The 13,892-nt window shown below is 71.8% G+C and carries 11 protein-coding genes; 8 read left to right on the top strand and 3 right to left on the bottom strand.

The features are described from left to right. Positions 1–144: 144 nt before the first annotated feature. From ACWG52_RS05745 to ACWG52_RS05730, 4 genes are all read left to right on the top strand, one after another. On the top strand, positions 145–1,479 hold the full coding sequence (locus tag ACWG52_RS05745; protein WP_389810415.1) for an ABC transporter substrate-binding protein: 1,335 nt from the start codon (positions 145–147) through the stop codon (positions 1,477–1,479). Positions 1,480–1,586: 107 nt separating this feature from the next. Next, positions 1,587–2,462, top strand: coding sequence for a carbohydrate ABC transporter permease (locus ACWG52_RS05740; protein WP_389810719.1), 876 nt, complete (start codon positions 1,587–1,589; stop codon positions 2,460–2,462). Next, positions 2,459–3,319 (top strand): carbohydrate ABC transporter permease, encoded by an 861-nt coding sequence (locus tag ACWG52_RS05735; protein WP_389810412.1) that lies wholly within the window; start codon positions 2,459–2,461, stop codon positions 3,317–3,319. Before ACWG52_RS05740 ends, ACWG52_RS05735 begins: the two co-directional genes overlap by 4 nt. 76 nt (positions 3,320–3,395) lie before the next feature. Continuing rightward, the gene (locus tag ACWG52_RS05730) at positions 3,396–6,419 is read left to right on the top strand and encodes an alpha-mannosidase (RefSeq protein WP_389810410.1); all 3,024 of its coding nucleotides are present in this window, start codon (positions 3,396–3,398) and stop codon (positions 6,417–6,419) included. A gap of 30 nt (positions 6,420–6,449) precedes the next feature. Here ACWG52_RS05730 and ACWG52_RS05725 read toward each other — a convergent pair whose 3' ends face one another. Continuing rightward, positions 6,450–6,779: a hypothetical protein gene (locus ACWG52_RS05725; RefSeq protein WP_389810407.1), complete on the bottom strand. Its 330-nt coding sequence runs from the start codon at positions 6,777–6,779 to the stop codon at positions 6,450–6,452. Positions 6,780–6,963: 184 nt separating this feature from the next. Between ACWG52_RS05725 and ACWG52_RS05720 the strand changes: the two genes are divergently transcribed. Genes ACWG52_RS05720 through ACWG52_RS05705 form a run of 4 tightly spaced genes read left to right on the top strand, consistent with a single transcriptional unit; the run spans position 6,964 to position 11,390 of the window. Continuing rightward, the gene (locus ACWG52_RS05720; protein WP_389810404.1) at positions 6,964–8,988 is read left to right on the top strand and encodes an oxidoreductase; all 2,025 of its coding nucleotides are present in this window, start codon (positions 6,964–6,966) and stop codon (positions 8,986–8,988) included. A gap of 46 nt (positions 8,989–9,034) precedes the next feature. Further along, on the top strand, positions 9,035–9,448 hold the full coding sequence (locus ACWG52_RS05715; RefSeq protein ID WP_389810401.1) for a PaaI family thioesterase: 414 nt from the start codon (positions 9,035–9,037) through the stop codon (positions 9,446–9,448). Positions 9,449–9,504: 56 nt separating this feature from the next. Next, entirely contained in the window at positions 9,505–10,887 is a 1,383-nt protein-coding gene (locus tag ACWG52_RS05710) for an MFS transporter (RefSeq protein ID WP_453129041.1), read from the top strand. A gap of 50 nt (positions 10,888–10,937) precedes the next feature. Further along, positions 10,938–11,390 (top strand): SRPBCC family protein, encoded by a 453-nt coding sequence (locus tag ACWG52_RS05705; RefSeq protein WP_389810399.1) that lies wholly within the window; start codon positions 10,938–10,940, stop codon positions 11,388–11,390. Between the two features lie 111 nt (positions 11,391–11,501). On the opposite strand, the gene ACWG52_RS05700 is transcribed toward ACWG52_RS05705, so the two are convergent. After that, positions 11,502–13,070 (bottom strand): alpha/beta hydrolase, encoded by a 1,569-nt coding sequence (locus ACWG52_RS05700; protein ID WP_453128024.1) that lies wholly within the window; start codon positions 13,068–13,070, stop codon positions 11,502–11,504. Positions 13,071–13,268: 198 nt separating this feature from the next. Continuing rightward, the gene (locus ACWG52_RS05695; protein ID WP_390136707.1) at positions 13,269–13,880 is read right to left on the bottom strand and encodes a hypothetical protein; all 612 of its coding nucleotides are present in this window, start codon (positions 13,878–13,880) and stop codon (positions 13,269–13,271) included. Between the last annotated feature and the right edge of the window lie 12 nt (positions 13,881–13,892).

Here is a 13,892-nt window from a genome sequence, read left to right as displayed (position 1 = left end):
GGACCTGCCCGGCGCGGGCGGGCCATTCGGCACCGATGCGTCACCGGCCGGCCGTCCTCCTGCCTCATTGACGAGGTCTTGCTCGCGGACGACCGTGGGCACCGCCTCCGGCGACGAGGCCGGACTTCTGCAAAGGCGGCGACGATGACCCGTTCGAACCCGACCCGTACCGCTGTTGTCCTGCTGGCCGCGGGAACCCTCCTCTCGACGACCGCGTGCGGCCTGAGCGGCGGTGGCGCCGACGGGAAGGAGGCGCGGCGGACGGGCGAGGTGGCCGGTGCGATCACCTTCCGGACGCTCCAACTCAAGCCCACCTTCACGACCTACGTACAGGGGGTCATCGACGCGTTCGAGAAGCGGTACCCCGAGGTCGAGGTCACCTGGGAGGACGTCCCCGGCGACGGCTACAACGAGAAGCTCGTCGCCGACGCCCAGGCCGGAGCCCTCCCCGACGTGGTCAACCTCTCCACCGACTCCTTCCAGCTCCTCGGCGACCGGGGCATGCTCGCCGACGTGGCCGCCCTCGACGGGGCGTCGGCCGAGGAGTACGTGCCGGGAGCCTGGGAGCAGTTCAAACTTCCCGGCAAGGGCGACAGCGTGTACGCCTACCCCTGGTACGTGACGCCGGAGATCCTCACCTACAACAGAGAGCTCTTCGAGCAGGCCGGTCTGGATCCGGCCGCGCCGCCGACCGGCGTGGAGCAGTTCTTCGACTACGCCGAGCGGATCGCCGCCTCGTCCGGCGGCCGGTACTCCGCCTTCATGGCCGACCCGAAGGGGCGACTGCCCGGGGACTGGCAGAAGATGGGCATCCCGATCCTCAGCGAGAAGCGCGACCGCTTCACCTTCGACACGGACCGGGCCGTCCGGTGGGTGGAGCGGATGAAGGATCTGTACGCCAAGGGCGCGATGCCCAAGGAGTCCCTCCTCAAGGCGGACGACATCAACCAGCTCTACGGCAGCGGCAAGATCGTCTTCGGTCCGGGCTCCCCGGGCTTCGTCAAGGACATCAGGAAGAACGCCCCGGAGATCTACGCCAAGACCCAGGTCGCCGGAGCCGTCACCGGCGAGCTCGGCCACATCGGCATCTACGCCCAGTCGCTCGGCATCAAGAAGGACACCGCGCATGTGGACGCGGCGGCCGAGTTCGCCAAGTGGGTGACCAACGGACCCAACCAGGTGGAGTTCTCCAGGAAGGCCACCATCTACCCCTCCAACGCCCGAGGCCTCGCCGATCCGTTCTTCTCCGACAAGGGCGACGGCAAGGACGCGGAGACCCTCGCCCGGGCCGTCGGCGCCGAACAGCTGAAGACCGCCGCGCTCGACGCCAACACCCCCGTCCAGTGGACCAATCAGGTCGGCGACGCCGTCGTACGCGAGATGCAGAAGGCCATCATGGGCGAACAGGACCCTCGGACAGCCGTGCGGAAGGCCCAGGAAGCGGCGAACAAGCTCCTCGCCGCCGCGGCCGACAAGTGACCGGCCTCACCACCGACCGGCCGCGGAGCCGCGCCGGCGCACACGAGCGACGTCGCGGAGCCGCTCGGGGGCGGCGCGCCACGCGGGCCGTGGAGACCGAGACCGGACTGCCCCACCGCAGTGGGTGGACCCCCTACCTGTTCCTCGCACCCGGCCTCGTGATGGTGACGCTGTTCAGCCTCTGGCCGTTCGTCAACACCGTCGTCCTCTCCTTCACCGACGCCCAGATCCTGCGCGGCGGCGGCTTCGTCGGCCTCGACAACTACCGGCGCGCCTTCGCCGACCCCGACTTCTGGGTCGCGACCGGCAACAGCGTGCTCTACCTCGTGGTCGTCGTCCCCTGCCTGGTCCTCCTGCCGCTGGCCCTCGCGGTCCTCGTCCGGGCGAGGATTCCCGGCATCGGCTTCTTCCGCTCCGCCTTCTACACCCCGGTGATCGCCTCCGCCGTGGTCGTCGGGCTGATCTGGCAGTGGGTGTTGCGCAGCGACGGCCTGGTCAACACCGTCTTCCAACGGCTGCACCTCGTCTCCGAGCCGATCCCGTTTCTGACGGACTCCACGATGCTGCTGGTCTCCGCGATGATCGTGACCGTGTGGAAGGGCCTCGGCTACTACATGGTCTTCTACCTGGCCGCCCTCGGGAACGTGTCCGCCGCCCTCCACGAGGCGGCCGCCCTCGACGGCGCCGGCCCCGTCCGCCGCTTCTTCAGCATCACCGTGCCCCAGGTGAAGCCCATGATGCTGCTGGTCGGCACCCTCTCCGCCATCTCGGCGCTGCGCGTGTTCACCGAGATCTACATCCTCGGCGGCGAGAGCGGCGGCCCCGGCGGCGGTGCCCGCACCCTGCCCTTCCTGATCCGGCAGGTCGGCCTCGGCTTCTCCGGCGAGACCGGCTACGCCTGCGCCCTCTCCATCCTGCTGTTCCTCCTGACCCTGGTCTTCAGCCTGCTGGGGCGCCGCCTGTCGAAAGGGGACGAGCCGTGAGACGAGAGGCGAGCACACCGGCGTCCGCCGCCGCCCGCCGGCGCCACCGGATCGCCTTCGCCGCGCGGTACGCCACCCTGGTGCTGATGCTCGTGGTCATGCTGGGCCCGATCGTCTGGCAGTTCCTGACCTCCGTACGCGGCCGCACCGAGAACGTGTACGACGGCGTGCTGCCCGCGCGGCCCACCCTCGACAACTACGTCCGGGTCGCCGAGTCCTTCCCGCTCCTGCAGTACGTCGGCAACACCCTCACCGTCGCCGTCCTCGCGATCGCCTCGAACATGCTCTTCGCCGCGATGGGCGGCTACGCCCTCTCCCGAGCCGGCTGGATGGGGCGGCGGATCGTCTTCACCGTGCTGGTGGCGACCCTGATGTTCCCCTTCGAGTCCGTGATGATCTCGATGTTCCTCACCGTCCGCGAGATGGGTCTCGTCGACACCCTCATCGGAGTGTGGCTGCCCGGCGCGGTCTCCGTACTCAACATCATGATCATGCGGGCGGCCTTCCTGGCCGTGCCCCGGGAGGTCGAGGAGGCCGCCGTGCTGGACGGCGCGGGCGAATGGACCCGGTTCACCCGGGTCTTCCTCCCCATGGCCAAGGGCGCCCTGGCCGTCGTCTGCATCACCAGCTTCATGGGCGCCTGGGACGACTTCCTGTGGCCCCTGCTGGTCCTCACCGACAGCGACCACTACACCCTCCAACTGGGCCTGAAGACCTTGGCCGGGGCCACCACCGTCAACGACCAGCGGCTCGTCGCCGCCGGCGCGATGGCCGCGCTCGTCCCGATGATGCTGCTCTTCTTCGCCCTCCAGCGTTTCTTCTTCAAGGGCGTGGGCGAGGGAGCCGTCAAGATCTGAGCCGGCCCGCGCACCCTCCGTACCGACACCCCCGTACCGACACTCCGTGCCGACCACCCTCCCTGGAGCAGCCGTCATGCATGACGACCGCAACATCACCGAACACCGCCTCCGTCGGGTTCTGGAGCAGCGCGTCAAGCCCGCCGTCCACTCCCGCGCGGTCCCGCTGACCGTCGAGCGCTGGGAAGCCCCCGGCGAACCGGTCCCCGTCGCCGAAGGGCTCGCGGCCCCCTACGAGCCCTGCGCGATCGGCGCCCCGTGGGGCCCGGCCTGGGGCACCACCTGGTTCAAGGTCACCGGCACGGTCCCCGTGGACTGGGCCGGCCGTACGGTGGAAGCCGTCCTCGACCTCGGCTTCGACCGGATGATGCCCGGATTCCAGTGCGAGGGCCTGGTCCACCGGGCCGACGGCGGCGAGGTGAAGGCCCTCAACCCGTACAACGACTGGGTACGCGTGGCCGATCGCGCCGAGGGCGGCGAACAGGTCGAGTGGTACGTCGAGGCCGCCTCCAACCCGGTCCTCGTCGACCACGCGCTCACCTACGAGGGGGACCTGCCCACCAGCGGCGACCAGCCGCTGTACCGGCTCGCCCGGATGGACCTCACCGTCTTCGAGACGGAGGTCTGGGAACTGGTCCAGGACCTGGAGGTGCTCTACGACCTGATGGTCCAACTCGACACCGCGGACGCCCGTCGGCACGAGATCCTGCGGGCCCTCGGCACGGCCCTGGACACCCTCGACCTCGACGACGTGCCCGGCAGCGCGGCCGCCGCCCGCGGCTGCCTGACCGCCGTGCTCGCCGCCCCGGCCAACGCCTCCGCGCACCGGATCAGCGCGGTCGGCCACGCCCACATCGACTCCGCGTGGCTGTGGCCCCTGCGCGAGACGGTCCGCAAGGTCGCGCGCACCACCTCCAACATGGTCGACCTGATGGACCGGCACCCCGAGTTCGTCTTCGCGATGTCCCAGGCGCAGCAACTCGACTGGATCAAGACCTACCGGCCCGAGCTCTTCGAGCGGATCAAGAAGAAGATCGCGGACGGGCAGTTCGTACCGGTCGGCGGCATGTGGGTGGAGTCCGACACCAACATGGTCGGCGGCGAGGCCATGGTCCGCCAGTTCCTCCACGGCAAGAAGTTCTTCCTCGACGAATTCGGCGTCGAGACGCAGAACGTCTGGCTCCCCGACTCCTTCGGCTACACCGCCGCGATGCCGCAGATCGTCAAGCTCACCGGCTCCAAGTGGTTCCTGACCCAGAAGATCTCCTGGTCCCAGATGAACCGGTTCCCGCACCACACCTTCTGGTGGGAGGGCATCGACGGCACCCGCGTCTTCACCCACTTCCCGCCCGTCGACACCTACAACAGCGACCTGGGTGGCGCCCAACTCGCCCACGCCGCCCGCAACTACCGCGAGAAGGGCCACGGTTCACGTTCGCTCGTCCCCTTCGGATGGGGCGACGGCGGCGGCGGCCCCACCCGCGAACACCTCGCCCGCGCCCGCCGGCAGCGGGACCTGGAGGGCTCCCCGAAGGTCCGGATCGAGCGCCCGGACGCCTTCTTCGAGAAGGCCCACGCCGAGTACGAGGACGCTCCCGTCTGGGCCGGCGAGCTCTACCTGGAGCTGCACCGCGGCACCTACACCTCCCAGGCCAAGACCAAGCAGGGCAACCGGCGCAGCGAGTCGCTGCTGCGCGAGGCCGAGTTGTGGGCGGCGACCGCCGCGGTGCGGGTCGCGGGGTACGCCTACCCGTACGAGGACCTGGAGCGGATCTGGAAGACGGTGCTCCTCCACCAGTTCCACGACATCCTGCCGGGCTCGTCCATCGCCTGGGTGCACCGCGAGGCACGCGCGACGTACGCGGCCGTACGCGAGGAGCTCCAGGCGATCACCCTCGCCGCGCAGCAGGCGCTCGCGGGGCAGGGCACCGAGGAGCTGGTCTTCAACTGCGCCCCGCACGCCCGCCGCGGCGTCCCGGCCGGCGGGGCCGGCCGCCCGGCCGCCGCGGAGGAGCCGGTCACGGTGGAGGAGCGGCACGGCGGCGGGCACATCCTGGCCAACGGTCGACTGCTGGTGGAGATCGACGCCCGCGGCCTGATCGTCTCCGTCTACGACCTGGAGGCGCGCCGGGAGACGATCGCCCCGGGCACTGCGGCGAACCTGCTCCAGATCCACCCCGACTTCCCGAACATGTGGGACGCCTGGGACATCGACGCGTTCTACCGCAACCGGGTCACCGACCTCGTGGAGCTGGACCGGCTGGAGGTCACCGGGAGCGGCCCGCGCGCGGCGACCGTACGCGTGACCCGCTCCTTCGGGCGGTCGGCGGCGGTCCAGCGGATCACCCTGCGGGCCGGGGCCAGGACGGTCGACATCGTCACGGACGTGGACTGGCACGAGACGGAGAAGTTCCTCAAGGCCGCCTTCCCCCTGGACGTGAAGGCCGAACGGACCGCCTCCGAGACCCAGTTCGGGCACGTCTACCGCGCCACCCACACCAACACCTCCTGGGAGGCGGCGAAGTTCGAGATCTGCGCCCACCGCTGGATCCACGCGGAAGAGCCCGGCTGGGGGGTGGCGCTGCTCAACGACTCCACGTACGGGCACGACGTCACCCGCGATGTCCGGGCCGACGGCGGCCAGACCACCACGGTCCGGCTCTCCCTGCTGCGCGCCCCGCGCTACCCCGACCCGGAGACCGACCAGGGTTCCCACACCCTGAGCTTCTCGCTCGCGCCCGGCGCCGGGATCGGGGACGCGGTCCGTGAGGGCCACGCGCTGAACCTGCCCGAGCGGGTGGTCCCGGGCGCCGGCCCGGTCGCCCCGCTGGTCGCCGTCGACGAGGACGCGGTGGTGGTCGAGGCGGTCAAACTGGCCGAGGACCGCAGCGGGGACGTGATCGTCCGCCTCTACGAGTCCCGCGGTGGCCGCGCCCGTGCCACGCTGACCGCGGACTTCCCCCTGGCCGCGGCGGTGGAGAGCGACCTGCTGGAGCGCCCCCTGGCCGGCACGGCGGTGGGTGTCCCCACCCCGGAGAGCCGGGTCCCGCTCACGCTGCGCCCGTTCCAGATCGTCACGGTCCGCCTGCGCCGTGCCTGACGCCCCCGCGGCGGACCCCGGTCCGGCCCGTCAGGGTCGGGTGTCCGCCGCCAGTGCGCCGCCCAGCTCGGCCAGGCGTTCGATGTCCGGCGGGAGTTCGAGATCGTCGAGCAGGGCCAGGCCCTCGGCGGCGTCGACACTCCCGTGGACGTCGTACCGGCTGCGCGGGACGGCGCGGAAGACGGCGTGCCGCAGGGCGGGTACCCGGGCGGCGGCGCGGTAGGTGCCGATCTTGGTGGCCCAGGGCACGGGGCCGGAGTGCTCCAGGACCCGCCGGGCCCGGCGTGGCAGCGGCGGCGGGGCACCCGGAAGCAGCCGCGCCCGGTCGTCATGCACGGGCCGGGTGCGGGGGTCGGTCATCGGGCCGACGGTACGCGGGGCGGCGTGAACTCCGCCACAGGGTTGCGGGTCGGCCGCGCCCGGGCCCCGGGATTCCGGGGGCGGACGGGTCCCGGCCGCAGGACTCCGGTTATGCACTTAGTTGCAAAACCGACCTCCGCTCGCTAGAACAGGTTCATCACCCCCGCGCGAGGAGGCGCCCCTCATGAGTTCCCAGAGCCGGTACCCGCACCTGCTGAGCCCCCTGGACCTCGGCTTCACCACCCTGCCGAACCGCGTGATCATGGGCTCGATGCACACAGGCCTCGAAGAGCACCAGGGCGGCTTCGAGCGGCTCGCCGCCTTCTACGCCGAGCGCGCCCGCGGCGGCGCCGGTCTGATCGTCACCGGCGGCATCTCCCCGAACGACGCCGGCCGCCCCTTCGAGGGAGGCTCCCGCCTCACCAGCGAGGACGAGGCCGCCGAGCACCGGGTGATCACCGAGGCCGTGCACGCCGAGGGAGGCAAGATCGCCATGCAGATCCTCCACTTCGGCCGCTACGCCTACCACAAGGACCTGGTCGCCCCCAGCGCCCTCCAGGCCCCCATCAGCCCCTTCGTCCCGAACGAGCTCACCGACGCCGAGGTCGAGGCCACCGTCGAGGACTTCGTCCGGGCCGCCCGCCTCGCCAAGCTCGCGGGCTACGACGGCGTCGAGATCATGGGCTCCGAGGGCTATCTGGTCAACGAGTTCATCGCCGCCGCGACGAACAAGCGCACCGACCGCTGGGGCGGCGCCTACGAGAACCGCGTGCGGTTCCCGCTGGAGATCGTCCGGCGCACCCGCGAGGCCGTCGGCGAGGACTTCATCCTGATCTACCGCCTCTCCATGCTCGACCTCATCCCCGGCGGCTCCACCCTCGACGAGGTCGTCCACCTCGCCAAGGAGATCGAGGCGGCCGGCGCCACCATCATCAACACCGGCATCGGTTGGCACGAGGCCCGCATCCCCACCATCGCGACCTCCGTCCCGCGCGGCGCCTACACCTGGGTCACCAAGCGGCTGATGGGCGCGGTGAGCGTCCCCCTCGTCACCAGCAACCGCATCAACACCCCGGAGATCGCCGAGGAACTGCTCGCCGACGGGCGCGCGGACCTGGTCTCCCTGGCCCGCCCCTTCCTGGCCGACGCCGACTTCGTCGCCAAGGCCGCCGCCGGCCGCTCCGAGACCATCAACACCTGCATCGGCTGCAACCAGGCCTGCCTCGACCACACCTTCAGCGGCAAGATCACCAGCTGCCTGGTCAACCCGCGCGCCTGCCACGAGACCGAGCTCGTGCTGTCCCCGACCCGGACCAGGAAGCGCGTCGCCGTCGTCGGCGCCGGTCCGGCCGGTCTCGCCTGCTCCGTCTCCGCCGCCGGCCGCGGCCACGCCGTCACCCTCTTCGAGGCCTCCGGCCACATCGGCGGCCAGCTCGACGTCGCCCGCCGCATCCCCGGCAAGGAGGAGTTCGAGGAGACCATCCGCTACTTCGGCACCCAGCTCGTGGAGTCGGGCGTCGAGGTCCGCCTGAACACCCGCGCCGACGTGGAGACCCTCCAGGGCTACGACGAGGTCGTCGTCGCCACCGGCGTCACCCCCCGCACCCCCGACATCGAGGGCGTGGACCACGCCAACGTCGTCACCTACCTCGACGTGCTCCGCGACGGCGCACCCGTCGGTGAGCGCGTCGCCGTCGTCGGCGCCGGCGGCATCGGCTTCGACGTCGCCGAGTTCCTCACCGACAGCGGCGAGGGCGCCTCCCAGGACCCCGACGTCTACTTCCGCCACTGGGGCGTGGACACCACGTACACCGGCCCCGGCGGGCTCACCGCCCCCGAACGCCCCGCGCCGCCCCGCCAGGTCCACCTCCTCCAGCGCAAGACCACCAAGGTCGGCAAGGACCTCGGCACCACCACCGGCTGGATCCACCGCGCGGAGCTCAAGCACCGGGGCGTCGTCTCCGTCGCGGGGGCCACGTACGACCGCATCGACGATCAGGGCCTGCACATCACCGTCGGCGGCGAACAGCACCTCGTGCCCGCCGACACGGTGGTCCTGTGCACCGGCCAGGAACCGCGCCGCGACCTGTACGAGGCCCTGCGCGCCGCCGGCGTCGAGGCCCACCTGATCGGCGGCGCCGACGTGGCCGCCGAGCTCGACGCCAAGCGGGCCATCAAGCAGGGCACGGAACTGGCCGCCGGCCTCTGACCGAAAGGGGATTGTGGTGGTCCGCCGGGACCGCCACAATCGCCCGGTGACGATCTCACCCACTGACGCAGACAAGATCCTCGGCGACAACTTCGCCCCCTGGGTGCTCGCCCTCGGACTGACCGTCGAGGAGACCGGGGAGCGGCACGCCGTACTGCGGCTGCCCTGGTCCGACGAACTGGCCCGGGACGGCGGCGGCCTCTCGGGCCAGGCCATGATGGCGGCCGCCGACACGGCCACCGTCATCGCGATCTCCGCCGCCCGCGGCGCCTACGGGCCGATGACCACCGTCCAGCAGTCCACCAGCTTCCAGCGGCCGGTGGTCGGGGCCGACGTACTGATCCACGTCCGGGTCACCAAGCTCGGCAAGCGGATGGCCTTCGCCGACATCACCCTGACCCCAGAGGGCGCCACGGACCCGGCGGCCACGGCCTCCACGGTGTACGCCCTGCTCGGCTAGGACGCCCCCCGGGGAGCGGGGGAGCCGGGAAAAGGCGTTGGCGGGCGACGAGCCGGCTGCCTACCCTCGCACCGACGGCCGACCACCAAGGCGGCCGGCGGGCACGGGGGAGCGGCACCATCTCGGCGGAATCCACACCATGCGATCGTGTTCCGCCGCTGCGGCGGAACAAGGACTTCACCGTCTTCTGGCTCGGCCAGGCGCTGTCCGTGCTCGGCGGGTCCGTCTCGATGCTCGCGCTCCCCCTGCTCGTCCTCCACGCCACCGGGTCGCTCGTCCAGATGGGCCTGGTCACGGTCGTCTCCAGCGCCACCTCCATCGGCGCGGGGGTCTTCGCCGGGTACGTGGTGGACCGGCTGGACCGCCGCAGGCTCATGATCGTCTGCGATCTGGCGCGGGCCGTGCTGTTCGGCGCGGTACCGCTCGTCTGGTGGGTGGCCGGGCCGCAGATCTGGCTGCTGTACGTGCTGACCGCGCTCGCCGCCGTCCTGAGGACGCTGTTCGACGTCGCGTACGTGACCGCCGTCCCCCATCTGGTGCGCACGCAGGACCTCACGGCCGCCAACGGACGGCTGATGGGCACCTTCGCCCTCGGGAGTCTGCTCGGGCCGGTGGTGGCCGGCTTCCTCACCGCCGGAGTGGGCGCCGACTGGGCACTGGCCCTGGACGGGGCGACCTTCCTGGTCTCCGCCGCGAGCCTGGGCCGGCTGAGGTTCACCGCGCGCCCGGCCGGCGACGAGCCGGACAAGGCCGGGGCGGGGGCCGGCGCCGGGGTGTTCCGGGAGATGTTCGTGGTCGGCTTCCGCTTCCTGTGGAGCCACCCGCTGCTGCGCCCGCTCACCGTAGGGCTCACCGTGCTGACGTTCGTCACCATGGGCGCCACCGACCTGCTGATCTACCGGGTCCAGCACGACCTCGGCCGGGACGCCGCCACCCTCGGCTACGTGATCGCCGTCAGCGGGGCCGGTTCGGTCGCGGCGGCCCTGAGCGCGGGTCGACTGCGCCGGCTCCTCGGTTTCGGCACGTGCTGGCTCGCCTCGGTCGCGATGATCGCCGTCGGGGTGACGGTGACGGGCGTCAGCCGCAGCGTCCCGGTGATCGCCGCCCTGGCCGCCGTCTTCATGTTCGGGATCACCCTGGGCGGGATCTGCAGCATGACCCTGCGCCAGGAGGTGACCCCGGACCACCTGCTCGGCCGGGTCACCTCCGCCTTCTGGACGGTCCACAACGCCTCGGGCCCGGTGGGGGCGGCCGTGCTCACGCTGCTGGCCGCGCGCCACGGGGTCCCCGCCGTCAGCCTGGCCGGCGGGGCGCTGTGCCTGCTGGTCCTCGGCGGCGCGCTGCTGACCCCGCTGCGCGGCAGCCGCGCGGGAGCGGGCGAGGCCGGGCCCGCCGCCCCGGCCCAGGAGCCGGCCGAGGGGCCGTCGGCGCGCGCATGAGGTGTCGCTCTGCGATCGTGGTCCACAGCTAGCCGTACCGAGGAGCCCACATGTCCGGACAGTTCGAGGCGAGTGTCGAGATCGACCGACCGGTGGAGGCGGTGTTCGCCTATCTGGCCGACGGGCGGCACGACCCCGAGTTCAGCCCCCGCGTCCAGGAGATCACCAAGACCCCGGACGGCCCCACGGCCCTCGGCACGGTCTTCCGCAGCACGGTCAAGGACGCCGGGATGAAGACCGGCCGCGAGTTCCGCATCGTCGGCCTGGACGCGCCGCACCTGATCCGCTGGACGGAGCAGAGCCGCAACCTCGTCACGGCGGAGGGCGGCTACGACCTCGAACCCCTCCCCGGCGGCCGCACCCGCGTCCGCATCTTCAACACCCTCGAAGGCCACGGAATCGGCAAACTGCTCGTCGGCCTGGCCCTCGGCGCGGCCCGCAAGGACGCCCCCGACTTCGGTCGGCGCATCAAGGCGGCCGCGGAGGCGTCGATCAAGGCCTGAGGGCCGTCCCGGGAACGTTCAGCGCGAGGGCGTCGACGTCGCTCCGCCCGAACGCGTGGCCGTGGAACCCGCCCGGGCCGGGGCCCGGGCGGGTACCGGCTCCGGCCGGAGTCAGAAGCGTCCGGGCGTGGACGGGAACGGCAGCGGTTTCGCGGGCGCCTCCGCGCCCTGCCGCTCGGCGGCGGCCGGCGGGTTCTGGCAGGTGACGTCCTGGGCGGGGAGCTTGCCCGTGGTCAGGTACGCGTTCACCGCGGCGTTGGCGCAGGAGGTGGGGTCGAAGAGGTACACGCCGTGGCCCTCACCGCCCACCGCCAGCACCATCCGCGAGCCCTTGAGGGCCTTGTGCAGGCCCTGGCCGCTCACCAGCGGGGTCTGGGAGTCCCACTCGTTCTGCACCGTCAGCACGTTCGCCTTCTTGTGCATCGGCGTGGCCGCCTCGACCGGCCGGTCCCAGAAGGCGCACGGCTTGATGTTGGACGCGAAGTCCCCGTACAGCGGGTACCTGGCCTTGTCCTTCACCGCGTCCCGCTCGTACTGCTCGGTGTAGCGGGGCCAACTGCCGGTGTCCCCGCACGCCACGGCCCAGAACACGGCGGTGCCGTTGTCCGAGGCGGGCTCGGCCGCCGAACCGCCGGTCAGCAGCCGCTCGAGTTCCGTCGCGGTCGTCCCCCCGGGCAACGGCTTGCCCTCGGACGCGGCCTTCAGGGCCACGACCATCGGGGTGGCCTGCGCCGGGTAGAAGAACACCGCGCGCGTGGTGCGGATCAGGTCCCCGTCGACCTTCATGCCCTCGAACTCGAACGGCTCCTTGTCGGCCCGCGCCACCAGGTCCCAGAAGGTCTCGGACACGGCCTTCGGGGTGTCGCCCAGCCCGTACTCGGCCGACCGCTGTGCCGCCCACCCCGTCCACCGCGCGAAGGCGGGTTCGGCCTCGGTGGCCCAGACCTGGATCATGCCGCGCCAGATCCGCTGCGGGTCCACGCCGCTGTCGAGCACGAAGCGGTCCGTGCGGTCCGGGAACATCTGGGAGTACACCGCGCCGAGGTAGGTCCCGTACGAGTAGCCCAGGTAGGAGAGCTTGCGCTCGCCGAGGACCGCACGGATGGTGTCCATGTCCCGGGCCGTGTTGCGGGTGGTGATGTACGGAAGCACCGAACCGGCCTTCTCCCGGCACTTGTCGGCGACGGTACGCGCCCAGGTCACGTCGGAGCCGTAGCTCTCCGGTCGGTAGGCCCGGTCGAAGCTCTGCTCGGCGTCGTTCAGTCCGCAGGTGATCGGACTGCTGGCGCCCACACCGCGGGGGTCGAAGCCGATGAGATCGTAGCTCTCCCGTACGTCCTTCGGCATCGCCCCGCTCATCAGCAACGGCAGGTCGAGGCCGGAACCGCCCGGGCCGCCGGGATTCAGCAGCATGGCGCCGTGCCGCTTGGCCGGGTTCTCGCTCTTGATCCGGGATATGGCGAGGTCGATCGTGCGCCCGTCGGGACGCCGGTAGTCGAGCGGGACCTTGAGCGTCGCGCACTCGTACGAGGCCGGCTGCTCGGGGCTGCAGCGGTGCCAGGCGGGTTTCTGCCGAAGGTGGTCCGCGGTCGGGGCGGCGGAGGCCTGCGTCGCGGACAGCAGGGGCACGGTGGTCGCGATGAGTCCGGCGGCGGCGAGCAGCGGTGCGAAGCGTTTCATGCGCACGGAGCCGTTCCTTTCGGTGAAGTCGCTTACGCGTACACCCTGTTGCACGCGGAGCCCGGCCGAATCATCCCGAAGGTCCGTACCCTGTGCGCCTCACGAACGAGCCCACAACCGGACAGGTGGCCGACACGCCGCAGTCGGCCCCCGGGCGTGTGCCGGGGGCCGACGTGTGCGCGGTGCGGGGGAGCGGCCTCAGTTGCCGCCACCCTGGCCGCCGTCGTGCCCGCCCTCGTGCTCGCCGCCGTGGGTCGCGCCGGGGGTTTCACCGGGCGTACCGCCGGGCGTCTGTCCGGCTGCCTGACCGGGGGTCTGACCGGGGGTCTGGCCGGACGCACCGCCGTGCGCCCCACCGTGCGTGTCACCGGTCTCCAGGGTGCCGCCGAGACGCCCGCGGAGTGCCGTCAGGGACTCCTCCGTCGGCGCGGTGACGACCCATCGGTCGCCGACCAGATAGAGGCCGCCGTACATCCGGGCCTCGGTCAGCCAGGAGTGCAGACCCTTCTCCGCGGCGAAGGTGACCATACGGTAGACGACCTGTCCGGCCTGGCAGCCACCCTGGCGCAACTCCTCGACCTCCACGTTCACTTCGGCGGTACAGCCGATAGCCGTGGCGATCTGTTCGAGGGAGGTCCCGGGGGCCGCCGCCGGGGTCTGCGAGGCCGAGGCCTTCGTCGAGGTGTGCTGCGCCGCCGCCTTCGAGGAACAGCCCCCGCACAGCAGCGCTGCGACGCACACCGCCGCGAGGGCCGGAAGCGACGGGCGGATCCGCCGGATCCGGCGGGTGCGGCGGTCGGTGGACGGCATGGCGACCTCTCT

It is taken from the genome of Streptomyces sp. CLCI03, assembly GCF_053615355.1.
The sequence above is the reverse complement of the archived record's forward strand: the minus strand, read 5'-3'. Positions and strand labels throughout refer to the sequence as shown.

Bases quoted from the DNA above. Each gene is read 5' to 3' on its own strand.
- ACWG52_RS05705 (WP_389810399.1), top strand. From the start codon at position 10,938: ATGTCCGGACAGTTCGAGGCGAGTGTCGAGATCGACCGACCGGTGGAG.
- ACWG52_RS05720 (WP_389810404.1), top strand. From the start codon at position 6,964: ATGAGTTCCCAGAGCCGGTACCCGCACCTGCTGAGCCCCCTGGACCTC.
- ACWG52_RS05745 (WP_389810415.1), top strand. From the start codon at position 145: ATGACCCGTTCGAACCCGACCCGTACCGCTGTTGTCCTGCTGGCCGCG.
- ACWG52_RS05695 (WP_390136707.1), bottom strand. From the start codon at position 13,880: ATGCCGTCCACCGACCGCCGCACCCGCCGGATCCGGCGGATCCGCCCG.
- ACWG52_RS05700 (WP_453128024.1), bottom strand. From the start codon at position 13,070: ATGAAACGCTTCGCACCGCTGCTCGCCGCCGCCGGACTCATCGCGACC.
- ACWG52_RS05730 (WP_389810410.1), top strand. From the start codon at position 3,396: ATGCATGACGACCGCAACATCACCGAACACCGCCTCCGTCGGGTTCTG.
- ACWG52_RS05725 (WP_389810407.1), bottom strand. From the start codon at position 6,779: ATGACCGACCCCCGCACCCGGCCCGTGCATGACGACCGGGCGCGGCTG.